Annotated in this window: 20 protein-coding genes, 1 rRNA gene, 1 pseudogene and 1 riboswitch; of the genes and pseudogenes, 15 read left to right on the plus strand and 7 right to left on the minus strand. The window is 39.3% G+C overall.

What is annotated here, in order from left to right; all coding sequences use genetic code 11:
- Positions 1 to 173: 173 nt before the first annotated feature.
- Together KHB02_RS03525 and KHB02_RS03530 are read right to left on the minus strand one after the other, a co-directional pair.
- Positions 174 to 860, minus strand: coding sequence for a cell wall hydrolase (locus KHB02_RS03525; RefSeq protein ID WP_213146005.1), 687 nt, complete (start codon positions 858 to 860; stop codon positions 174 to 176).
- Positions 861 to 1,209: 349 nt separating this feature from the next.
- Positions 1,210 to 3,039 (minus strand): glycosyl hydrolase family 28 protein, encoded by a 1,830-nt coding sequence (locus KHB02_RS03530; RefSeq protein WP_213146006.1) that lies wholly within the window; start codon positions 3,037 to 3,039, stop codon positions 1,210 to 1,212.
- A gap of 490 nt (positions 3,040 to 3,529) precedes the next feature.
- Here KHB02_RS03530 and KHB02_RS03535 point away from each other — a divergent pair, with 490 nt between their 5' ends.
- The 9 genes from KHB02_RS03535 to KHB02_RS03575 all read left to right on the plus strand — a co-directional run bounded on the left by KHB02_RS03535 (position 3,530) and on the right by KHB02_RS03575 (position 10,984).
- Positions 3,530 to 4,294, plus strand: coding sequence for an NAD-dependent protein deacylase (locus KHB02_RS03535; protein ID WP_213146007.1), 765 nt, complete (start codon positions 3,530 to 3,532; stop codon positions 4,292 to 4,294).
- A gap of 34 nt (positions 4,295 to 4,328) precedes the next feature.
- Positions 4,329 to 5,099: a TatD family hydrolase gene (locus KHB02_RS03540; protein ID WP_213146008.1), complete on the plus strand. Its 771-nt coding sequence runs from the start codon at positions 4,329 to 4,331 to the stop codon at positions 5,097 to 5,099.
- Between the two features lie 197 nt (positions 5,100 to 5,296).
- A complete protein-coding gene (gene spxA, locus KHB02_RS03545) occupies positions 5,297 to 5,695 on the plus strand; it encodes a transcriptional regulator SpxA (RefSeq protein ID WP_213146009.1) in 399 nt (132 codons plus the stop codon).
- A 17-nt stretch (positions 5,696 to 5,712) separates the two neighbouring features.
- On the plus strand, positions 5,713 to 5,847 hold the full coding sequence (locus KHB02_RS03550; protein WP_213146010.1) for a BA3454 family stress response protein: 135 nt from the start codon (positions 5,713 to 5,715) through the stop codon (positions 5,845 to 5,847).
- Positions 5,848 to 5,950: 103 nt separating this feature from the next.
- The gene (locus KHB02_RS03555; RefSeq protein ID WP_213146011.1) at positions 5,951 to 6,376 is read left to right on the plus strand and encodes an RrF2 family transcriptional regulator; all 426 of its coding nucleotides are present in this window, start codon (positions 5,951 to 5,953) and stop codon (positions 6,374 to 6,376) included.
- 112 nt (positions 6,377 to 6,488) lie between these two features.
- Entirely contained in the window at positions 6,489 to 6,824 is a 336-nt protein-coding gene (locus KHB02_RS03560; RefSeq protein ID WP_213146012.1) for an IDEAL domain-containing protein, read from the plus strand.
- Between the two features lie 214 nt (positions 6,825 to 7,038).
- Positions 7,039 to 8,073 (plus strand): ROK family protein, encoded by a 1,035-nt coding sequence (locus KHB02_RS03565; protein WP_213146013.1) that lies wholly within the window; start codon positions 7,039 to 7,041, stop codon positions 8,071 to 8,073.
- A gap of 33 nt (positions 8,074 to 8,106) precedes the next feature.
- A complete protein-coding gene (locus KHB02_RS03570) occupies positions 8,107 to 9,318 on the plus strand; it encodes an MFS transporter (RefSeq protein WP_213146014.1) in 1,212 nt (403 codons plus the stop codon).
- 98 nt (positions 9,319 to 9,416) lie between these two features.
- Positions 9,417 to 10,984, plus strand: a protein-coding gene (locus KHB02_RS03575; protein ID WP_213146015.1) for an IS3 family transposase whose coding sequence is annotated in 2 segments (ribosomal slippage) — positions 9,417 to 10,068 and positions 10,068 to 10,984 — 1,569 coding nt in all. Because the reading frame shifts where the segments join, the coding sequence is not laid out codon by codon here.
- Between the two features lie 106 nt (positions 10,985 to 11,090).
- On the opposite strand, the gene KHB02_RS03580 is transcribed toward KHB02_RS03575, so the two are convergent.
- Positions 11,091 to 12,755: a long-chain fatty acid--CoA ligase gene (locus KHB02_RS03580; protein WP_213146016.1), complete on the minus strand. Its 1,665-nt coding sequence runs from the start codon at positions 12,753 to 12,755 to the stop codon at positions 11,091 to 11,093.
- 442 nt (positions 12,756 to 13,197) lie between these two features.
- On the opposite strand from KHB02_RS03580, the pseudogene KHB02_RS03585 reads away from it, so the two are divergent.
- Positions 13,198 to 14,068: pseudogene (locus KHB02_RS03585) on the plus strand (phosphotriesterase family protein).
- A 53-nt stretch (positions 14,069 to 14,121) separates the two neighbouring features.
- Here KHB02_RS03585 and KHB02_RS03590 read toward each other — a convergent pair.
- Together KHB02_RS03590 and KHB02_RS03595 are read right to left on the minus strand one after the other, a co-directional pair.
- A complete protein-coding gene (locus tag KHB02_RS03590) occupies positions 14,122 to 15,360 on the minus strand; it encodes a multidrug effflux MFS transporter (RefSeq protein WP_213146017.1) in 1,239 nt (412 codons plus the stop codon).
- A gap of 449 nt (positions 15,361 to 15,809) precedes the next feature.
- Positions 15,810 to 16,937, minus strand: coding sequence for a 5-methyltetrahydropteroyltriglutamate--homocysteine S-methyltransferase (locus KHB02_RS03595; RefSeq protein WP_213146018.1), 1,128 nt, complete (start codon positions 16,935 to 16,937; stop codon positions 15,810 to 15,812).
- An 81-nt stretch (positions 16,938 to 17,018) separates the two neighbouring features.
- Positions 17,019 to 17,117: riboswitch (SAM riboswitch) on the minus strand.
- A 212-nt stretch (positions 17,118 to 17,329) separates the two neighbouring features.
- Between KHB02_RS03595 and KHB02_RS03600 the strand changes: the two genes are divergently transcribed.
- The 4 genes from KHB02_RS03600 to KHB02_RS03615 all read left to right on the plus strand — a co-directional run bounded on the left by KHB02_RS03600 (position 17,330) and on the right by KHB02_RS03615 (position 19,806).
- Positions 17,330 to 17,947: a peroxiredoxin gene (locus KHB02_RS03600; RefSeq protein WP_277398154.1), complete on the plus strand. Its 618-nt coding sequence runs from the start codon at positions 17,330 to 17,332 to the stop codon at positions 17,945 to 17,947.
- A gap of 211 nt (positions 17,948 to 18,158) precedes the next feature.
- On the plus strand, positions 18,159 to 18,362 hold the full coding sequence (locus KHB02_RS03605; RefSeq protein WP_213146021.1) for a hypothetical protein: 204 nt from the start codon (positions 18,159 to 18,161) through the stop codon (positions 18,360 to 18,362).
- A 154-nt stretch (positions 18,363 to 18,516) separates the two neighbouring features.
- Positions 18,517 to 19,476, plus strand: a complete 960-nt coding sequence (locus tag KHB02_RS03610) for an aldolase catalytic domain-containing protein (RefSeq protein ID WP_213146022.1) — start codon at positions 18,517 to 18,519, stop codon at positions 19,474 to 19,476.
- Between the two features lie 135 nt (positions 19,477 to 19,611).
- On the plus strand, positions 19,612 to 19,806 hold the full coding sequence (locus tag KHB02_RS03615) for an SE1832 family protein (RefSeq protein ID WP_213146023.1): 195 nt from the start codon (positions 19,612 to 19,614) through the stop codon (positions 19,804 to 19,806).
- A 77-nt stretch (positions 19,807 to 19,883) separates the two neighbouring features.
- Here KHB02_RS03615 and KHB02_RS03620 read toward each other — a convergent pair whose 3' ends face one another.
- Positions 19,884 to 20,879 (minus strand): LLM class flavin-dependent oxidoreductase, encoded by a 996-nt coding sequence (locus KHB02_RS03620; protein WP_213146024.1) that lies wholly within the window; start codon positions 20,877 to 20,879, stop codon positions 19,884 to 19,886.
- Positions 20,880 to 20,897: 18 nt separating this feature from the next.
- A complete protein-coding gene (locus KHB02_RS03625; protein ID WP_213146025.1) occupies positions 20,898 to 21,182 on the minus strand; it encodes a DUF3219 family protein in 285 nt (94 codons plus the stop codon).
- Between the two features lie 543 nt (positions 21,183 to 21,725).
- Here KHB02_RS03625 and KHB02_RS03630 point away from each other — a divergent pair.
- Positions 21,726 to 22,070, plus strand: a 16S ribosomal RNA gene (locus tag KHB02_RS03630); the annotation flags it as partial.

The following is a 22,070-nucleotide window of genomic DNA, read 5'->3' on the forward strand; positions in this document are numbered from 1 at the left end:
TCATTATAGCAGGTGATTTTTTAAAATTTGTCGAAACTAGGAAGGTTAATCAATTTGTAAAAAGACTGTTAACTTCCCTTAATAAAAGGTGGGAATGTAACAAGTATTCATGATAGTGAAAACCCACCAAAAGTTTACCGATTTGGTGGATTCCAACGACTAACGATTTTAAATTATTTAGCAAATACGTGATGGCCAATTGTCATTACTACTGGACGAGTACGAATCCATTTATCCGTGGCAATAGCAGGATTATAAAAATAAACAGAATCGTTTAACCGATCTTTTCTGGTCAATGCCTCTTCGACTGCTTGTCTGGACTCATCTGATGCTGGCTTCTTAATCTCACCATTTTGAACGGGTGAAAAGGCATAGGCATGTCCAACTACTTGATTAATAACGCCTGTCACCGTTTTCGGGAAATGAGGTGATTCTACTCGGTTTAATACGACAGTCGCAACGGCTACTTTTCCTCGATAGGATTCGCCTTTTGCTTCTGCTTCTACTAATCTGGCAAAAAGGTCTTTCTCATTATTTGAAATGGAAATAGCCGGTGATTCTGGTTGGTTTTCAGGCATTTGCCTAGTGATTCCTATTTCGGGTTTTGTAGAGTGGAGGGCTACTTCCTTTGTTTTCTCTGGCTGTTGCATGATTTCTTCTGTATCAATCCGATTGTAATTGCTAGTATTGTCTTGCTGATCATTCTCGGTAATACCACCATATTTTTGCTCAAGGCTTATAGGTATATTTTCTGTTGCGACTCGGTCTTGGGTAATAGCCTCGGCACTTTTACTTATTCCTATGAAAGAACTTGTAGCTACACAAGCTACAATTAATGTTTTTATGTATGTTTTTTTCATGTGTGCTACCTCCTGAATTTTTGCTTTATATTACTCTACCATTGGATGGTATTTAATTTACAGAACGATAGCGTTACATTTCTTTTTAGTTTGATGAACAAAATTTCAGAAAATAATCAATTATGACATGATACCTATTTTAGTGTCACAATCGAACCAATATTACGAAACATAGGAATATCTATCCAAAAATGTTTAGGATTCTTTGCATATACAAGTGGTTCTTAACAGGTGGAATGAATTATTCGAAAAAGATAGTAGGGGAGAAGAGGGAGATATATCATCAAAAAATTTAAAATAAAAAACTAGCATCAGTAGTTGCTACAGATGCTAGTTTTTTACATAATTCTTATTTTTTTGATGGATCTACTGGCCAATCAGTATCTGGAAGTGACTTCCCATCAACTATAAGATTTTGATAGATGCTGCCAGCCTGGAACGTATTACCGTCATTGATGTTGACATTTTTCATTGTAATATTTCTAACATATTGGAAATACAATGGTTTGTCAGCATGCACTGTGACGTTCTCCAATGTTAGGCCATCAACAGGGCTTTCATATAGTCCTTGGAAGAAGGAAGCTTCTTGGGCACCTTCAGCGATAATATTTTTGATTGTAATATTTTTAATGTAAGGTGTTGTTTCATCAATTACACCAGTAAATGGCAGTGGAGTACCGTTAGATGTATAGTTAGAGTTAATATTAAATACATCACCTGCAATATCTTTCATCATGATGTTATCAAATGTTAGATTTTCAATGGTACCGCCACGTCCGCGAAGAGTTTTCATGCGAATACCAATGTCAGTTCCGTCAAAAATATCATCTCTTGCTACAACATTTTTAATGCCGCCGGACATTTCACTGCCGATTGTAACGCCGCCATGCCCATGCTTCATGATGTTGTTACGGATTTCGATGTTTTGACTTGGTCTGCCAATTTGTCGGCCTTCAGCATCTTTACCAGATTTAATCGCAATCGCATCATCACCAACATTAAAGGTCGAACCATAAATCTTTAACCCATCAACAGAGTCTGGGTCGACACCGTCTGTGTTTGGTGCATCAACTGGGACAGCTGGATTTTCAACGTATACACTATCAATAACCACATTGTTGCTGTATAAAGGCTGGATTGTCCAAGATGGGGAATTTGTAATCTTTAGACCTTGAAGAAGTACATTCTCCGAGTCTTTGAATTGAACCAATCTTGGGCGAGCAGTTTGCGTTGCTGGATTAGTCGCTTTTGGATTATCCCACCACAATCCCATATTAAAGTATACAGTTTCCTTACCTTCCGCGTTCGGGTCATATTTCCCGTTGTTATAGTCATATTTTCCATCAAGGGTTACTTTTTTGTATGGAAAACCGAACTCATCGATTCCGTTCGCAGGCATTGCTTTGATAGGACCTGCATTTCCATCAACTGTTCCTTCACCGATGACTTTCAAATTTTTAGCACCTTGGGATGCAATCAAGCTTTGATAAGAATTGAATGTAGTCCCTTCCCAGCGGTCTTGGATCACTGGATAGTCATCTTTGTCACGACTTCCAAGAAGCGTTGCATCTTTTTGAATTTCAAATGTCATATTGCTTTTTAAACTTAGCGGAGCAGAATAATAGGTTCCTGCAGGAAGGATAACCACGCTGTTAGGTCTTGCGGAAGCTGCATCAATGGCTGCTTGAATGGCTGCGGTATCTTTTGTTTCACCGTCTCCAACAGCCCCGAAATCTTTCACATTGAATACTTTACCTAACACATCCGTTCTAATATTAACGTGAGCGCTTTCGTTTGAATGATTACCTGCAGCATCTCTCGCTACAACTTTGAAACTATACATTGTATCTGGTTTCAAGTCTTTAACGGTAAAGTTTGACATGGCAATTCCATATTCATTTGGTGTTGAACTTCCGGCCAATTTACCATTTACATAGACATCATAAGCTGCTATTCCAGTATTGTCGGTAGATCTATCCCAGATTAGGCTAACAGACTTATAGGTTGTTGCATACGCATAAACATTAATAGGAGCTGTTGGTGCTTGTTTGTCAACAGAAACTTGAGCATTTGATTTTGCTGGAGTTGTTGCTGCAAATGCACCAAATGGGGCAATCACGGAACACCCTAGAGCAAGGCCCAGTGCGCCAGTTAGATAGGTTTTTTTACCAAATTTCATAGAATACCCTCCTGATTTTTAGTAGATTAAATTGAAACTGCTTACATTTTTTGCTGTCACAAATACTTGCATTGTTGGGTATTACTGTTCGATGGATAAAAACGTTTTCATTCCTTGGTATCCTAATTTTTTTAGTCTCGCTGCACCATCCTTTTTATTATTTTAACGTTAACATTTCATAACAAGAGGTAATAATAATAGTTTTTAAAATTTCTATTGCAATAAATGTTAACGTTAACATTTATTTCTGGTATTTATTTTACTATTCAGATTAGATTTAAAAAAGTGACTAAATTACTATCTGTGAACAGTGTTGAAAATAGAAAAATAGTCTCACTTTTCTTCTTTGTAAGTTTGTTTTATAGAAAATATGACGGGTTATTGTGTTTATTTTCAGATAATTAGAAAGGAAGAGATGAAAACTTTGTATTATAATGATAATAATTACAAGAACACTTTTCTCAATTACTGAAAGTGAGGTTTAACTGAAATGGAAAGCACCGTAGAAACCTGTACTAACCTCCTTAGGGAAGCCCGAAACATTGTCGTTCTGAGCGGCGCGGGTATCAGCACGGAATCGGGGATTAAGGATTTTCGCTCCAAAACAGGCGTTTACCAACTGGCTCCCGAATATATCCTTTCACTTGATTATTTTTATAAAAAACCGAGAGATTTTTATCAGTTTGCATTTAAAAATCTATATCATCCGGATGCCATCCCAAACAAAGGCCACGAAATACTGGCAAAATGGGAGGGACAAGGCAAAGTACAGTACATTATTACGCAGAACATCGATGGCCTTCATCAGAAAGCAGGCAGCGAAAACGTCATCGAGTTTCACGGTACGATGAAAACCGCATCTTGTTTGAATTGTGGAAAAATCTATCCTTCTTCGGAAATGGTTAATCGTTTTGAAACATCGGAGGATTTTTTTGTATGCAGCGATTGCGAAACAAAGAGTGAAAAAGACCGCTATATCAAGCCTGATGTTGTTTTATTCGGAGATACAGGTGAATGGTTTTCAGTAGAAGGATTTAATGCTATCCTCCAATTTATTGAACAGGCGGATTGCATTTTGGTATTGGGCACAAGTCTTCAAGTGACGCCTTTTTCAACCTTTCCACAGTACAGGAGAAAGGGCGTACCGCTGATTATTATTAATAAAGGCGGTACACCTTATGATCGTGGAGCGGGAGCATATGTCATTCATGATTCGATTGGAAAAACATTGTTCCTAATTGACGAAAGTTTATGATGAGCCAAATCCTTTCCAGGAAGTGTGATAACGAATGAAATTGATTGATGCCCACATCCATTTAGATAAATATAAAAATAATGAAATTGACTCTATTCTCGCTGGCGCGGAATGGCTTGAAGCCGTCCTAGCCGTGTCATATGATCTTGAATCATGCAAGAGAAACCTACAATTATCAAGAAAATATCAAAAAGTGAAGCCTGTATTTGGATTTCATCCGGAGCAAGGACTGCCAAGCGAAGCTGAATTTAGCAGCCTGATTGACTGGATGACACTGCATCGGGCGGAAATGATTGCTGTCGGCGAGGTGGGGTTGCCGTACTATTTAAGGCAGGAGCAAAGGGTGTCCAGTGTACAGTTTGGTCAATATATTGAGCTCCTTGAAATCTTCGTGGAGCTGGCCAAAAATTGGGAAAAACCGATTGTTTTGCATGCTGTTTATGGCGATGCTCCAATTGTTTGCGATCTTTTAGAAAAACATTCAGTCGAAAAGGCACATTTTCATTGGTTCAAAGGGGACGATAAAACAATAGAGAGAATGATTGAAAATGGTTATTTTATTTCCGTTACACCGGAAATCGTCTATAAAGAAAAAATTCAAAGGATAGCCCAGGTTTACCCGATAGAGCAAATGATGGTCGAAACAGACGGTCCATGGCCATTCGAAGGTCCTTTTTCAGGCAAAATAACACACCCCGTCATGATGAAGGAATCAATCTCCATGCTGGCAAAAATCAAAAAACTCACGGAAACAGAAGTATCGGAACGAGTTTTGGAAAACACAAAAGAATTTTATAGTATTTAGAGGCATGGGGACGGTTCTCGTGCCTCAAAAATGACTGATGCATAAGAAGCTTATCCCTGCATCTTAAAAAAAATGATGCATAAGAACCGTCCCCATGCATCATAATATGGTTGACAAAATCAACTGTAAATATTAATATTACAGTATAAACTGTAAGGATTTTTATTACATTTTTTATTAAAGGAGTGATTAGTGGTATGGTGACATTGTTTACGACACCGAGTTGTACTTCTTGCCGTAAAGCAAAGGCTTGGTTTGATGAGCATCAGATTGAATACAAAGAAAGAAACGTATTGGCTCAGCCGCTTTCCGTAGATGAAATTAAGTCGATTCTTCGTTTAACTGAAGAGGGGACCAGCGAAATCATTTCAACTAATTCAAAGACATTCCAGGAGTTAAATATAGATCTTGATACGCTTCCGCTCAATGAATTCTATAAATTAATAATTGAAAACCCGAAAATGCTGCGTCGGCCAATTATATTGGATGAAAAACGATTACAGGTTGGATATAACGAGGAAGAAATTCGCAGCTTTCTGCCGCGCAGGGTTCGTTCATTTTTGAGCATGGAATTGCAAAAAGCGGCAAATCAATAGAATGGAGGAAGAATAAGATGATTGAAGTTTTCGTAACAGTTCATTATAAAGATAGAAATTATCATACCAATGTTATTGTGGAAAAAGAAATGAAATGGGACAGAATTAAACAGTTAGCAGAAGAACAAGTTAAAAAACAGTGGAAAGTTTAAATTTGACAAGCAAATCTGTAACGTTTACTATTACAGTACAATAATTTATTTACAATAAGACATAGAAATAGAAAGATTTGCATTTTTTTGAGGAGGCCAGGTTATGAACAGCGATTTCACACTTGCCATACACAGTCTAACATATCTCGCACTACAGCCTGACCGAATGTCAACAAGTGAAGCCATTTCAGAAAGTGCCGGTGTCCACCCGGTTCGGATTCGTAAAGTCCTAAGTTTGTTGAAAAAAAATGGATTTATAAAATCAAAAGAAGGAATCGGCGGCGGATTTATTTTTGCATTGGAATTAAGTGAAGTTACTCTCTGGGATATCTATAAGATCACCTCTGAAGGTGCATTGCAGCCAAAGTGTCCTGATTCCAATGAAAAGTGTATTGTTGGTGCGAATATGCATACCGTCCTTTTTAAAATATTTTTAGGTGCTGAAGAACATCTTGGGGAGTATTTAAAGGACTATACTATAAAGGAAATCGTCGATCTAATTAATCAATGCAAAGGCTGCGATTGCTGATTTTCTCAAGTCTTCTTTTTGTTTTAAATGTAATAAAAAATATTACAGATTACGTATCCTAAATGGGTGCAGCTTCATACAATAACACTAAATAATTTGGAGGTGACCAGTTATGGTGCCGAACGATCGTTCTAGTTTAAAAACAGGTGATTGGATTAAGGGAACTTCATGGGATGGTGAATTAATCCTTGGTTTTATAGAATCAATGGATATTCTAGAAGGAGTGGTTAAAGTAACGGTCATTAGAAGTGACAATACGGAGACCATTGGGAAAACCATTCCTATTTTAAGCAAGCAGGTGAAGAAACTGCCTGTCTCTACAGCCACAAATAAGGAACAAACTCGATTCCTCATAGACCTGGCATTGTCTACAGGCGATGAAGAGTGGTTTATGGAGCTGTCCGCCAAGTTAAACGAAATGAAACAGCTTGTAAGCAGTGAATCATAATACAAAACTAGATTCTCATAATAAAATAACAACCGTTTATTAATAAAACCTTCTCATATTCCGAGAAGGTTTTTTATTTTGTTAAGGGACGATAGTAGCAAAACCTGCATTTATAAATTCCATTGTTTTCAAAAATCTTATATGATATAGTATCCATACCTTATTAAACAACTTTAAAAAGTATTTTAAGAAGTAATCTTAGGTGGTGAATTCAATGAATGAATTATTAGCTACTCCGAAATCTATGAAGAAGATTATCTTTCGGGGCATTCGTTCAACTCTTTTAGAGCTTGGAAGTGCAACAAAACTTGAGCTTAGCCAAAAATTAGAAATTAGCCTTCCGACAATCGCTAAGTTTCTAACGCAGATGGAGAAGGATGGGGAAATCTTCTCCGTCGGTTTGGATGATTCTAGCGGCGGGAGAAGGGCAAAGCGATTTACATACAATCCTGAGTACACATTAGGCGTTGCCATCTTTTTAGAGAGAACAGAAACGAATTATACAATTTTTAATTGCTTAGGAGAAGTAAAGGAACAAGGAAAAGCTCCTAGTGTATTAATAGACGATGGTTTAAATTTATTAACTGAGTGCATTGAAAACATTATTACGAAATATCCCAAAATCAGTTCTCTTGCAATTGGCGTTCCTGGTTCGGTTGATCGTGGACGAATCTTTTATATTCCAGGATACGAGCAGTTTCAAAATTTTGATTTAAAAGGATACTATGAAGAACATTTTTCTATACCTGTTGTAGTAGAGAATGATATGAATGCTGCTGTTCTCGGTTATCACAATACTAGAGGAATGAAGTCCAAGCAATCGCTTATTTATTTGTATTCTGGCCAAAATGGCCCAGGGGCAGGAATTATGATCAATGGAGATGTGGTGCGGGGAAGTACATTTTTTACAGGAGAGGTTTCATTCGTCCCGCTGTATGATGAGCGAAATTTCGGACAAGCACTGGCAAGTGGTAGTGGGGCTAAGAAACTAGCATTCTATGAGGATGATAAGATAGATGCGATTTGCAGATTAATGGCATCATTTGTAGCTATTATTAACCCCCATACCGTCATTTTTTGCGGTGATGAAATGCAAAAAGAAATAATAAACAAAATCGCCATCGGTAGCTTAAAATATTTCCCTTCAGAACATCTCCCGGAGCTGACCATAGGTGATTGGAAGCAGGATTACTTATTTGGATTACAAAGTCTTGGACTTGATCTCATGTTGAATGGGACAAGCAATTAAAGTTCAGTTGAACACAATAAAAGAGGTTTAAAAATGACAACATTCCTTTTAATTATCATTTATTTGGCATTTATTAGCTTAGGTTTACCTGACTCATTGTTAGGGGCAGCGTGGCCGGTCATGCAATCAGATTTAGGGGCACGTCTTGATACAGCCGGATTTCTTTTTATGACGATTGCAGGCGGTACGATTATTTCCAGTTTAGTAAGTGGAAAGGTACTGAAACGGTTTGGGACTGGCAAGGTCACATTTGTCAGTGTTTTCATGACAGCTTGTGCTTTGCTTGGATTTAATTTTGCTCCATCGGTTGTCTGGTTAGTGGTATGTGCGATTCCACTAGGATTAGGGGCAGGAGCTGTTGATGCAGGATTAAACGATTATGTGGCAACACATTATAAAGCACACCATATGAGTTGGCTCCATTGTTTTTGGGGAGTCGGAGCCACTCTTGGCCCAATCATAATGGCTCAGTCTATTTCGGGGCAAAATTCTTGGAGAAACGGATATTTCACAATTTCTGCTATTCAGTTTGCGTTAGTGATCATCCTTTTCCTAACACTGCCTTTATGGAATAGAGTGACAAAAAACAGCAATATTGCAGTAAATGAAGATTACGAAGATGCATCTTTTGATGAAGATGGTAATGATATAAAACCTTTACAAATTAAAGGCGTGAAACTGGCTCTTGCATCCTTCTTGTTTTATTGTGGGGTTGAAGCATCAGTGGGTCTTTGGGGAAGCAGTTACTTGGTAAATGTCAAAGGGATAAGTGCGGCCACTGCTGCCGGGTGGGTTTCCCTCTATTACGCAGGAATAACGATTGGTAGATTGATAACAGGCTTTATTACCTTTAAGATTAGTAATCTTACTCTTATTCGGATGGGACAAATCATCGCATTAGTCGGTGCTGCATTTCTTTTCCTGCCATTGCCAACGATTTTTTCGCTTGTGGGTTTTATATTGATTGGATTGGGATTGGCGCCAATCTTTCCGTGTATGTTACATGAAACACCAACACGTTTTGGGAAGACGCATTCCCAGACGATTATGGGATATCAAATGGCAGTTGCTTATACAGGCAGTACCTTTGTGCCGCCGTTTCTTGGTTTCATAGCATCTCAATCAACAATAGGGATCTTCCCAATTTGCATTGTTATTTTTGTGGCAGTCATGCTTTTTAGTTCAGAAAAATTAAATGCCTTATTGAAAAAGAAGGATTTTAAAAAAAGGAAGAAACCAGTTTAATATAACAAGAAAATGACGTATGCAAAAATGATATGCTCCCGATAAAGTAGACAGATGAAATAATAAAAAATCTGTTTACTTTTATTGGGGGTTTTTTTATGGCGAAAAGTGCTTATTCTGCACAAGAAAAATTAGATTTAATTATCACTTATCAAGACAGAAAAACATCAGTTCAAGTTTTCTGTCAACAACACAAAATAACTGAAGATACATTAAATAAATGGATTTATCTATATCAGACATATGGAATGGATGGGCTTCAGGGATCTAATGGATGGAAACGGTATTCCAAAAATGTCAAAATAGCTGCAGTCCTTGATTATCTATCGGGGAGCTACTCAATGAATGAAGTTGTTCGGAAGTATGAAATGTCCAGTCGTTCCCTTTTGAAACAATGGATAAGGAATTATAATGATCATAGAGAATTAAAAGATACGAAAAGGATGAATAACTCTATGATTAAAGGTCGGTCCACCACACCAGAAGAACGTTTGGAAATCGTTATGTACTGCTTGCAGAACGAGAAAAATTATCATCAGGCATCGGAACACTTCAATGTTTCCTATCAACAGGTATATCAATGGGTTAAGAAGTATGAAAAAGAAGGAGAAGACGGTCTTCAGGATAATCGAGGCAAGCGTAAAGCGGAGCCGGAGTTAACCCCTGAAGAGAAGATCCAACGAGAAATGAAGCGATTGGAGCAGGAAAATGAGCGACTTCGTGCGGAGAATGCATTCTTAAAAAAGTTGGAGGAACTCGAAAGGAGGCGTTTAAAGAAACGTCCATAAGCCAAATTCGATTAACCGATAAATATATAGCCATTCAGGAACTCCATGAGAAAGAGAAATTTTCCCTTGTGCTATTATGCGAGATTGCTAGAATTCAACGTTCTTCTTATTATAAATGGCTTAATCGTACCATCTCTGAGAATGAAAAGTTAAATGAGGAAATTCTGGAGGAGATAAGACGTCTATATGATAAGGTGGACGGTATATATGGGTATCGCCGTATGACGATGAACCTGAACCGTATCTTAACGAAGACTATTAATCATAAACGAGTGTATCGACTGATGAGAATCGCTGGTATCCAATCGGTCATTCGACGTAAGGGCAAAAAATATAAGCCAAGTACACCAAAACATGTAGCTGAGAACATTTTGAACAGAGAATTTAACGCAGAGAAGCCAAATGAAAAATGGTTAACTGATGTGACAGAAATGAAGTATGGAGCCTCAAATAAGGCTTATTTGAGTGCGATTTTAGATTTGTACGATGGGTCCATTGTAGGCTATGTATTAGGCAATCACAACAATAATCCATTGGTGTTTAGAACCCTGGATTTGGCTTTGGATGCTAACCCGGCAGCAAAACCTCTATTCCATAGTGATCGAGGATTTCAATACACCTCCCCTTCATTTAAAAGGAAAATAGAGAAAGCAGAAATGGTTCAAAGTATGTCGAGAGTCGGAAGGTGCATTGATAATGGACCCATGGAGGCTTTTTGGGGAACATTGAAAAGTGAAAAATATTATCTTAACAAGTACAGTACCTTTGAAGAGTTGAAGAAGGACATTGAGGAGTACATACAATTTTATAATAATGACCGATTACAAAAAAGATTAAACGGCCTTAGCCCCTTAGAATACAGGGCTAACGCCGCTTAGTGTCGTTTTATTATTTCCGCTGTCTACTTGACGGGGGGCACTTCAAAATTCATACGTCATTTCTTATTTTAAGGACATGTTAAGCAAATTAGTCCTTCAAGAAAACTTATTTCACCTTCTCCGCTTCCATCTCCTGCAGCTTTCTCCACAGGATTTTCCCGCTGCCCGACATCGGCAGTTCATCTGAAAATTGAACAATTCTCGGAACTTTATAGGCGGCCATGTGCTCTTTGGACCATGCGATAATTTCCTCTTCCGAAGTTCCTTTTCCTTGTGAGTTCAGCACGATAAACGCCTTTACGGTCTCGCCGCGCCTTGGGTCGGGAACACCGATGACGCAGGCGTTCTGCACGGATGGATGTTTATACAAAGTATTTTCCACTTCCGCAGGCCAAACTTTAAAACCGGAGGCATTAATCATGCGTTTGACCCGGTCAACCAAGAAGAAATAGCCTTCTTCATCATAGCGGCCGATGTCGCCTGTTCTGAAAAATTCCTTCCCTTCAATCGTTACAAAGGAATTCTTGGTTTCCTCAGGTCTGTTCCAGTAACCTTTTAAGACTTGGGGACCATTGACAATGATTTCCCCCTGTACATTTGGACCCTGCTCCTTTAACGAGACCGGATCAATCACCCTAGAATCCACATCAAACTGTGGCACTCCTAAGCACTGCATCTTCGGCCTTTCAACTGGATTTTGATGCGTTTGTGAAATGGTCTCTGTTAGCCCGTAGCCTTCTACATAGCGAAGCCCTGTCAGCTCTAAAAGCTTTTGGCCGACTGCTTCCGGAAGGGGAGCACCGCCGCCGCTAATCATCTTCAGGGAATCGATTGAATAGTCTTTGAGATTTGGGTGCGCCAATAAATCAACGACCATTGTGGAAATGTTCGTCCATCTTGTGCACCGATAGCGATCGATCAATTTTAAGGCAACATCCCGGTCCCAGCGTGTCATCATTACCATCGTGGAACCAAGAGAGATCGGTCCATTCATGTTATGCTGCAGGCCGGTCACGTGGAAAAGGGGAAGCGTTGACAACCCAATATCAGCAGGAGTTGACTGCGACCATACAATTCCACCGAGAAGAGTAGATTGCAAGGTTTTATGTGTGTGCATACAGCCTTTTGGTTTGCCAGTCGTCCCCGAAGTATAAGGGAGGCAGCATAAATCATCGCATCCAGCCTGGCTAGGATTCGCTTCTAAGCTTGCTGTTAATGCATCATCCCAATCTATTATTGCTAATGAGTCAAATGATTCTTTTGGAGCAGCCACGACAGGAGGGACCGTATAGTCCAAATCGGTTTGGGCATAGTCCGAATAGGCTGCAACAACAATCTGCTCAAGAGGAGTGAACCCAATACACGGCTCAATTTCCCGAATTAATTCTTGTCCGGCAATCGCCACTTTGGAATCACAATCTGATAAATAAAATGCCACTTCATCCTTCACATTCATCGGATTAATTGGCACCACGACAGCGTCAGCCCGTAAAATCGCGTAAAAGGCGATGATATACTGTGGTGAATTTTGCATGTACAGCAACACGCGGTCGCCTTTTGCGACTCCAAGTACCTTTTGCAGATACCCTGCTAGTTTGTTTACTTCTGAGTGAAGTTGTTTATAGGTGATTTCTGTTCCGTAATAAACAATTGCCGTCTTATTCGGATAACGCTTTGTCGTCATTTCCAGGTTGTCGTAAATGGTTGATTCAGGAATCGGTAAGGTTTTCGGCAGCCGTTCTGGCCAAAATTCAAAATGACGTGTAAACATTAAACAAATCACCACCAAATAGATTTTTTAAAAACTTCCGTTGAAATCGGTTACAATTATAATAATAATACATTAATAACAGAATATTCTAGTAATTGGGTTAATTTTTTTCGTAGAAAAATAATACCTTAAGATTATTAACGATTCTGGAATTTTTTACAAAAAATAATTGACGTAGTAGGAAGAAGCTTGGTACTATATCTATCAGATAATTCATAATCTTTTAAAAGTTTTACAAAGATTATAGGACCAGATACGCAAATTTTTGGACTGATTTGAAAGCGTTACCATTTGTAGTGCTCGAGACTTAGGTTATGGATTATTTTTTTAGAAAAATTTCAATGGTCAGAGGATGAAAGGGGAGTATGGAATGACACTTATTAATTCTGTTACAGGACAAGTTGATTCTGCCGAACTGGGTTTAACACTAATCCATGAGCACATGCGTATTCGCTCTGAGTCTGTATTCGTGCAGTTTCCCCATTTGTATGATGAGGAGAAAGACTTCGCTAGAGCAGTGGTACAGGTAAACAAAGCGAAAGCACTCGGTGACAACCATCTGTGATCCAACCGTCATGGAGCTTGGCCGTGACATCCGCTTTATTGAGAGAGTCTCCCGCGAAACGGGGGTTCAAATCATCGCGGCAACAGGAATCTACTCCTATCACTATATCCCACCTCATTTCCAAAATCGTGATATCGACTATATGGCTGATTTGTTTGTCCGCGATATTGAAGTCGGAATTCAGAACACATCCATTAAAGCAGGATTCTTAAAATGTGCCACGGATGCACAAGGGGTCACCCCTGATGTTGAGAAGGTTATTCGCGCCGTTGCTCGTGCTCAAAAGCGGACAGGTGTACCGATTATGACTCATTCACATCCGGGAACCGGAACCGGCTTAAATCAAATTGACATCCTTCTTGAAGAGGGAGTGGATCCGAAGCGGATTCTGATTGGGCATACCGGAGATACCGATAACATGGAGTACATATTGAAGGTGCTCGACCATGGGGTATATATCGGCATGGACCGTTATGGCTTAACCGCTGAGTGTACAACTGAAAATAGAAACACAATCGTTATTGAACTCGCGAAGCTAGGATATGCAGACCGCATGTTTTTATCACAGGATCATTGCTGCTCGATGGATTGGTATCCTGAAGGACTAATTGAGCATGTGCTCCCGAAATGGACAATGACATTTGTTCTTGAAGAGATTATACCAGAATTAAAAGCGAGTGGAGTAACGGAAGAACAAATTAACCTGATGATGGTCGAAAACGCTCGCCGCTGGTTTGAGGGGAAATAGAAAAAAATCCACCTTCCATCGTTACAAATGGAAGGTGGATTTTTCAGGAGGGTTTAAATTGAACCACTTACTCGGTTTCTCTTTACTAGAATCCAATACAATAACACTGCCCCACAACCGGCACATACAATCACTACGCCCATCGGAATAGCCGTCTGCCCGCCGCCTATACCAACTAGGGGAGCGACAAATCCACCAAAGGTAAATGAAGTAACACCCAGTAAGGCAGAAGCACTACCCGCATTTTTTCCTTGTGTTTGCATGGCTAGGGAGAATCCTGCTGTATTTACCATTCCTACACTAGATACAACGAAAAATAATGGAATCAAAACGAAGACTAGCTTTGCTTGTAAAAATAAAAGCAGCAATAAAATGATCCCGCCTGTTGCGGACATTCCTAATCCAACTTTGAACAGTTTAGCTTCAGGGATTCTCCCTGCCAACCTGCCTGTCGTTTGACTCATGATCATGATCCCGATAGCGTTGATCGCAAAGATCAGACTGAACATTTGCGGGGATGCACCATAAATATCCTGTACGACAAAGGGAGAACCTGAAATGTACGCGAACATGCCAGCAAAGACTAAGCCCTGCGCTAAAGCATAGCCCATAAAGCTTCGATCCACGATTAGTTTTAAAAAAGGGCTAAATGTATTCTTCATGCCTCCAGCGGAACGCTTTTCTTTAGGCAGCGTTTCCGGCAATCCAAAAAGAATGATAAAAAACATAACGATTCCAATGATACTTAAAACAATAAAGACACCTTGCCAGGGAAACGCCTTAAGCAGCTGAGCACCAATAATCGGAGCAAGGATAGGGGCCAGCCCGTTCACCAATGCAAGGAGTGCAAAAAACTTGGTTAATTCAGTTCCTGAATATAAATCTCTGACAATCGCCCTCGAAATCACAATTCCAGCTGATCCAGCAAACCCCTGGATAAGCCGCAAGATAATTAACCCCCAAATGGAAGGGCTAAATACGCATAAAAGGGACACGATAAAGTAAATCATTAAGCCAACCAAAAGTGGTTTTCGGCGGCCAGTTACATCACTGATAGGCCCAGTTAGCAATTGTCCGGATGCTAAACCGAGCACGAAAAGCGACAAGCTAAGTTGAACCGAAGATGCGTTTGTATGGAAATCTTTTGCGATATTTGGCAGGGCCGGTAAATACATATCAATGGATAAAGGGCCAAATGCTGCAAGTGAACCGAGAACAATCGCCATCCATACTCGTTTAGAACGAGAAAGCACTGCTTGATGATCCTCTGCCTTTTGTATGAAATCCCCCATATAGTAAGTCCTTCCTCCAGTTATGTAAATCCAATCTAGTTACCTAAGATTTTATCATTCTATGTTAACAGATTATTCAATATTTAGGAACGCTAAAGATTTCTTTAAAATAGGAACGTAAATATAAATTCAGAAAACAGAAAAATCGAAAGCTTCATTCCGAGAAGATTGTTGCATTTTATTTAAAGACTGCTTCAAGAAGGATAGAATAGCTGATTGTTTGTATGAGCGCCTGTTCTGGAAAAAATAAGATAATTAGGCGACTAATAAAGGGTATGGGTGACCGAAACGAACAAAATGCGTTTGCAAGGGCAATCAATAGGCACCTAGTGTTTAGGTGAATTTCTTAATTAAGATGGAATCTTACAGACACATTTTTTACGAAAACAGCCATTCGAAAAAAAGGCCGCCTTTCATATAGAAATGGAAGGCGGCCTTTCAGATAGGGTTTAAATGGTTCCCCAAACATCCTTAGCAATATTTACTACATGTTTAATCTTATTCCACTGCTCTTCTTCCGTTAAAATATTTCCTTCTTCTGTGCTGGCAAAGCCGCATTGAGGGCTTACTGCCAGGTTTTCTAAAGGAATAAATTGACTTGCTTCTTTAATTCTTGCCTTAATGGATTCTGGATCCTCGAGTTCTGGGAATTTAGAAGTGAATAATCCTAGTACAACGGTTAGGTTAGGACGCTTGAAGCCTTTTAAAGGTTCGAAGTCACCAGAACGCTGATCATCATACTCTAGGAATAGCCCGTCCACATTTAGCTCAGCGAAAATGGCATCGGAAATTTGATCGTACCCGCCGCTTGTGATGTAGGTGGATCTGAAGTTGCCGCGGCAAATATGCATGGTAATTATCAAATCTTCCGGCTTATCGGCAATGGTTTCATTGATTGCACTTACTCTTGTTTTGATGATTTCATGTACATCCAAGCCAACTTTTTCAACCACTGCATTGATTCGCTCTTCTGAAACAAAATCAATCCAAGATGTGTCGTCTAATTGCAAGTAACGGCAGCCAGCATCATAGAAAGCCTGGATGGCTTTTTGATAGGCAGCTACGGTATCTTTATAAAGTTGTTCGCTGTTGCCATTGTAATACTCATCGCCTTGAATTCTCGTAAATAACATATTCGGGCTTGGAATGGAGAACTTCGCCACTTGGCTGCCATCTCCATATTTTTCAACTGCCTGCTTTAAAAACTTGAAATGCTCCAGCATATAATGATCATTAAAGTCAACTTTGCCCACTACTTTAATGGCGTTGTTTCTTGTTTGGGCGCCTTTGAAGTTGCTGATATATTCATTTTCGAAAAATGCTACACCCTCCAAACCAGCCAGGAAATCCAAATGCCACCATGAACGTCTAAACTCACCATCTGTAACGGATTTTAAGCCTGCTTCAATTTGGTTTTGAACTAATTTCTCAATTTCTTGATCCTCAACCGCCTTCAGGGCATCTGCATCAATTTCCCCATTGGCAAAAGCCTTTCTGGCTTCTTTAACCGGTTCTGTTCGAAGAAAGCTGCCGACATGGTCAGCTTTGAATGGAGTTTTTACTAGAGTTGCTGTCATTAATTATTCCTTCTTTCTCGGTGTAATAAAAAACCCTCTTCTCAAAAATAAGAAGAGGGGTAATAGCCATTACTAAATCTCTTCTTATCTTTAAGCACTCGCTTCTGGAATTGGCACAGTACGAACGTGTCTGCTGCCGAGGCTTCAAAGGGCCAGTCCCTCCACCTCTCTTGATAAGAATATTCAAAAATATTTAATTAACAGTTAAGATACACCTGTTCTGATTTCCTGTCAACAAAAATCTACAACACTATTGTTGTGGTGGAATGGAAAAGCTATCCAAAATAGGCTCAATGGGACAAATACCTAAACATATATTATTTATGGTAACGCTATTAAAAAATGAACTGCAGCAAGGAATTAAGATTCAAGTGATGATCTGAGGTGAAAAAATGGAATTTAACTGGCGAGAGGGTCATTTTGATGGGTCTTTGCAGCCATTTTGTGCACAGACAACGGATATGGCGCCCCTATTTGAAGCAGAAGCTTATGATCATGCAGAAAAGAAAATAAAAAAGCTTCGTCTAGAAAGCTATCGTGGAAGCTGGGTTATTTTATTTTTTTATGCAAGTGATTTTACCTTTGTTTGACCGACAGAATTGGCAGCGGTCGCTGTTATTAAAGATCAACTAAAGACACTTAATACAAATGTCCTTGCTATAAGCACGGACAGTGTGTATGCCCATAAAGTTTTCGCTGAGGTATCTCCTAATGCCTCTCAGGTATCATTTCCACTTCTAAGTGACCGAACACACCAAATCAGTAAAGCATACAGAGTCCTAAACGAAAAAGTTGGGGCAGCCTTAAGAGCAACCGTCATTATCGATCCAGATGGAATAATTGTATCCAAATTGGTATACCCATTAGAAGTTGGCCGAAATGTTTACGAAATACTAAGGATCATACAAGGGGTACAATACGGAAGAAGCACCGGAGAAGGAGTCCCAGCTAACTGGGTTCCCGGTAACCCAGGAATCATTAGAGACCCAAAGTATATCGGAAGAATTTGAGGCATGGGGACGGTTCTCATGCCTCGTTTAGGCTTTTAAGATCGTCTACACACATCATTGATTCATTAATTATGTCGTAATTTGTCGAAAAGTTAATAAAAATGTACGCGTTTTCACCTGATATGATAGTTTCTATACAAATATTCTAAATATTCATCCCTTTGTGACTACCCAGGAAAAATGGATAGATCGGTCTGTCAGGAGGTATAAAATGTGCCAGGAACACAGAAACAAAAATGTAGAAGTAAATTTTGAAATACCAGAAAACATAATCCAAAGTTTTAGAGATGCTGTTGAAAAAAATGGAAAGTCAATGAATGACGTGCTTAGGTTATATATGCAAAAATACATTTGGAAACAAAGTGAATTACAAAGAAATAGACAAATACGGCGTCAAAGTATTGGAGCCAAGTGATAAAATGATAGTATATTAATATAGAAATACTTTAACCAATTATATCAAATATTTTCAAAACGGTTGCCATGTAAGTTTGACACCTTTAAAAGAATCATGGTATATATATTCAAATTATGACGAATGAGCATAACCACAGGGGGAATTTAAAATTATGGAACATCGCAGCAAAATTTTAGATTGTACGATCCGTGATGGGGGATTAGTTAACAATTGGGATTTCAGTGTCGAATTTGTCCAGGACTTGTATAATGGACTAAGTGCGGCTGGCGTTGAGTATATGGAGATTGGCTACAAAAACTCCGCAAAGCTTCTGAACGCAACTGAACCTAATCCATGGAGATTTCTAGATGATCATTTTCTGAAAGAAATCATTCCTGAGAAAAAATTTACGAAGCTATCTGCATTAGTAGATATTGGCCGTGTCGATCCCAACGATATCCTGCCTCGCGAGCAAAGTGTGTTGGATATGATCCGGGTAGCCTGCTATATCCGTGAAGTGGACAAGGGGCTGGAGCTTGTCCAAATGTTCCATGATTTAGGATATGAGACATCTCTCAATATTATGGCTTTATCCAGTGTGCCTGAACAGAAGCTTATTGAAGCAATGGAAATGGTCAAAGAAAGTCCAGTCGATGTTGTGTATATCGTGGATTCTTTTGGAAGCTTAGATCCGGCTGATATTGCACATCAAGTGAAAAAGTTTCAAGCGATGCTTCCTAACAAGCAGCTTGGTATTCATACGCATAACAATTTGCAGTTAGCATTTGCTAATACCTTGACAGCACATCAAAATGGAGTTACCTTCCTGGATTCATCTGTTTACGGCATGGGACGGGCGGCAGGGAACTGCAATACAGAGCTTCTTGTCAGCTACATAAAAAAACCAAGCTATGAACTTAAACCGTTACTTGGTGTAATCGAAAAGCATATGTTAGAAATGAGAGAAAAGTGGGAATGGGGCTATATCATTCCTTATATGATCTCTGGTGTCCTTAATGAGCATCCACGGGTGGCAATGGCTTATCGAAATAGTGACGAGCGTGACCAATTCGTTGACTTCTATGACAAGGTAACAACACCTGAAGCAACTTTAGCTACAACTTCTAGGTAGTTTATTACATGTACAGCCGCCTGCGGGCGGTTCTTTTTTTGGGGATGAAAGCAACTGGGCAGAATAGTAGCGAAAACACATCGGATTTGTAATCATAGAAAGAAGATTTAAGACTTATGGAGAGTGAAACCAATAATGGATAAAAAACAGATTGAGTATAAAATTCTAGAGTTGAAAGACGAATACTTACAGCTGCAACATAATCTTGAAAAATTAGAGTATGTAAAAGGAAACATAGCCCCGTTGGAAAAACGACTATCTGAAATTGAAGAGGAATTGAATTCTCTTAATCAATTATTACGAAAAATAGCAGGGCAAACACAAAAATAGTAACTTAAGTTCAAGAGACCACAGAATTGATGGTCTCTTTTCTTGAATCAAAGTTTTAATAGATGCGTATTAAATAGTTATAAAAGCACCTTTTCAGCGATAAGTCTATAGGATTCAATGCGATCCTTCGGAGAATGTGTAATCGTTAAAATCATAATTTCATCCGCATTATATGAAGCTTGTAACTGCTCAAGTTTCTTTTTTACCTCCAGTGGATTGCCAATGATCATTCTCTTTTTCATCGCTGCTAATTTTTCTAGTTCTTTTTCATTGAGTTCGTATTGCTTTGCTTCCTGGATAGAGGGCACAAATTGCCCTTCGCCTTTTTCCTTCTGTAATGCCCAGATTAGATTACTTAATGCGATTTCTTCAGCTTTTTCGGCCGTTTCCGCACAAACCACTGAAACAGTTAACAATACCTGAGGGGATTGACCATGTTTGTTAGGTTGAAAGGCATCAAGATATTGTTGGATGATGTCTGCTCCGTCTTTGTCGCTCATGAACTGGCCGAATGCATATGCCAAGCCATGTTCAGCAGCAAGGTGGGCACTTTTTTTACTTGTACCAAGAATCCACGGCATCGGCGGCACTTCCGGCAGGGGAGAGGCCTTTAGTTTTGAAAACTCGTGATCTTCAGGAAAATCATTTTTTAAAAAGTGAAGCAGTTCTTTTACTAAGTCAGGCAATTTCCAAACCTGTTGTAAAAAATTATCGGATAAAGCATTCGTTGCCTCCGCTGACCCGCCAGGTGCACGCCCAATGCCGATATCAATCCGATTTGGATATAGGGTAGCCAGCATATTATAAACCTCGGCCACTTTATATGGTTTATAATGCGGTAATAATACAGCCCCAGAACCGAGGCGAATCCGTTTGGTGTTGGCGCCAATATAACTGATCATCACTTCAGGTGCCGAGCAGGCCAGACCTGGCAAATCATGATGTTCGGAAATCCAATACCGTGTGTAACCTAACTCATCTCCTGCTTGGGCTAGCTTCAATGATTCATCCAATGCCTCTTTTGCTGTTTGGTTGGAGGAGATGGGAGATAAATCTAATATGCTTAATTTCACTGCACCATGCCTTCTTTCTTAATTCTTCACTTCGAGCAAAGTCAATGTAAAAATTCCTACTTGTCCTTTTTCATATAAGTTCGTGACAGAAGTGGAATATTGTTGAATGGTACCTCTAAACGCTAAACCAGTTTCAGGAACTTTTACATCAAAGGACCCTTCATACAGCAACACTGCAGTGTCGTGATACTCCTCACTCGTCACTTTAAATTCAATAACAATTTTATGTAAACCGTTCTCAAGCTCTTGTTTGTATTTGTCTATACGAATGGAAGTATTATTTAAGATGATTTCATTAACCAATGACACCACACCTTTTTTGTTATTATGAAAAAATAATAGCACTGGGCCAATAGGGGAGCAAATGAATTGGACTGTCAGTTTAAAAATAACAACAGTCTTCTTATATAACATAAGCCCATTTCATTTCTAAATTTCTTAGCACATACATCGTTTATTATTTGGTAAAAATTTCAGGTTGATGATAAATGAAAATCGCGATATATTATAAATCCGTCACTTACACGAGTGACAGAAGACATGATACATTTTTAGATAGTTTCAAGAAATTAAAAACTTTTTCTTGCGATGTGAAAATGTATGTGTTAATATAATAAATGTCGCTTTTGGAATAAATCATTAACTTCGTAAATTGGAAGAAAATGATGGTTGATAGATTAGTAGAAATGCGATATAATTTAATTCTTGTCGCTTAAACAAGTGACAAAGATAGTTCTTTGAAAACTAAACAAACAAAAACGTCAACAAACAATAATAATCATGTTTCTTCTATATAATATAGAAAACATGAGCCAACGTAACATTTTTGAGCTAATCAACTCAACTTTATTGGAGAGTTTGATCCTGGCTCAGGACGAACGCTGGCGGCGTGCCTAATACATGCAAGTCGAGCGAATCACTGGGAGCTTGCTCCCGGTGGTTAGCGGCGGACGGGTGAGTAACACGTGGGCAACCTGCCTGTAAGACTGGGATAACTTCGGGAAACCGGAGCTAATACCGGATAATTTCTTCCCTCGCATGAGGGAAGGTTGAAAGTCGGTTTCGGCTGACACTTACAGATGGGCCCGCGGCGCATTAGCTAGTTGGTGAGGTAACGGCTCACCAAGGCGACGATGCGTAGCCGACCTGAGAGGGTGATCGGCCACACTGGGACTGAGACACGGCCCAGAC

The organism is Neobacillus citreus (genome assembly GCF_018343545.2).
Taxonomy (GTDB): Bacteria; Bacillota; Bacilli; order Bacillales; family Cytobacillaceae; genus Neobacillus; species Neobacillus citreus.

Bases quoted from the DNA above. Each gene is read 5' to 3' on its own strand.
- KHB02_RS03570 (WP_213146014.1), top strand. From the start codon at position 8,107: ATGACAACATTCCTTTTAATTATCATTTATTTGGCATTTATTAGCTTA.
- KHB02_RS03525 (WP_213146005.1), bottom strand. From the start codon at position 860: ATGAAAAAAACATACATAAAAACATTAATTGTAGCTTGTGTAGCTACA.
- KHB02_RS03590 (WP_213146017.1), bottom strand. From the start codon at position 15,360: ATGGGGGATTTCATACAAAAGGCAGAGGATCATCAAGCAGTGCTTTCT.
- KHB02_RS03535 (WP_213146007.1), top strand. From the start codon at position 3,530: ATGGAAAGCACCGTAGAAACCTGTACTAACCTCCTTAGGGAAGCCCGA.
- spxA (WP_213146009.1), top strand. From the start codon at position 5,297: ATGGTGACATTGTTTACGACACCGAGTTGTACTTCTTGCCGTAAAGCA.
- KHB02_RS03550 (WP_213146010.1), top strand. From the start codon at position 5,713: ATGATTGAAGTTTTCGTAACAGTTCATTATAAAGATAGAAATTATCAT.
- KHB02_RS03560 (WP_213146012.1), top strand. From the start codon at position 6,489: ATGGTGCCGAACGATCGTTCTAGTTTAAAAACAGGTGATTGGATTAAG.
- KHB02_RS03580 (WP_213146016.1), bottom strand. From the start codon at position 12,755: ATGTTTACACGTCATTTTGAATTTTGGCCAGAACGGCTGCCGAAAACC.
- KHB02_RS03595 (WP_213146018.1), bottom strand. From the start codon at position 16,937: ATGACAGCAACTCTAGTAAAAACTCCATTCAAAGCTGACCATGTCGGC.
- KHB02_RS03565 (WP_213146013.1), top strand. From the start codon at position 7,039: ATGAATGAATTATTAGCTACTCCGAAATCTATGAAGAAGATTATCTTT.
- KHB02_RS03555 (WP_213146011.1), top strand. From the start codon at position 5,951: ATGAACAGCGATTTCACACTTGCCATACACAGTCTAACATATCTCGCA.
- KHB02_RS03615 (WP_213146023.1), top strand. From the start codon at position 19,612: ATGGATAAAAAACAGATTGAGTATAAAATTCTAGAGTTGAAAGACGAA.
- KHB02_RS03605 (WP_213146021.1), top strand. From the start codon at position 18,159: ATGTGCCAGGAACACAGAAACAAAAATGTAGAAGTAAATTTTGAAATA.
- KHB02_RS03530 (WP_213146006.1), bottom strand. From the start codon at position 3,039: ATGAAATTTGGTAAAAAAACCTATCTAACTGGCGCACTGGGCCTTGCT.
- KHB02_RS03540 (WP_213146008.1), top strand. From the start codon at position 4,329: ATGAAATTGATTGATGCCCACATCCATTTAGATAAATATAAAAATAAT.
- KHB02_RS03610 (WP_213146022.1), top strand. From the start codon at position 18,517: ATGGAACATCGCAGCAAAATTTTAGATTGTACGATCCGTGATGGGGGA.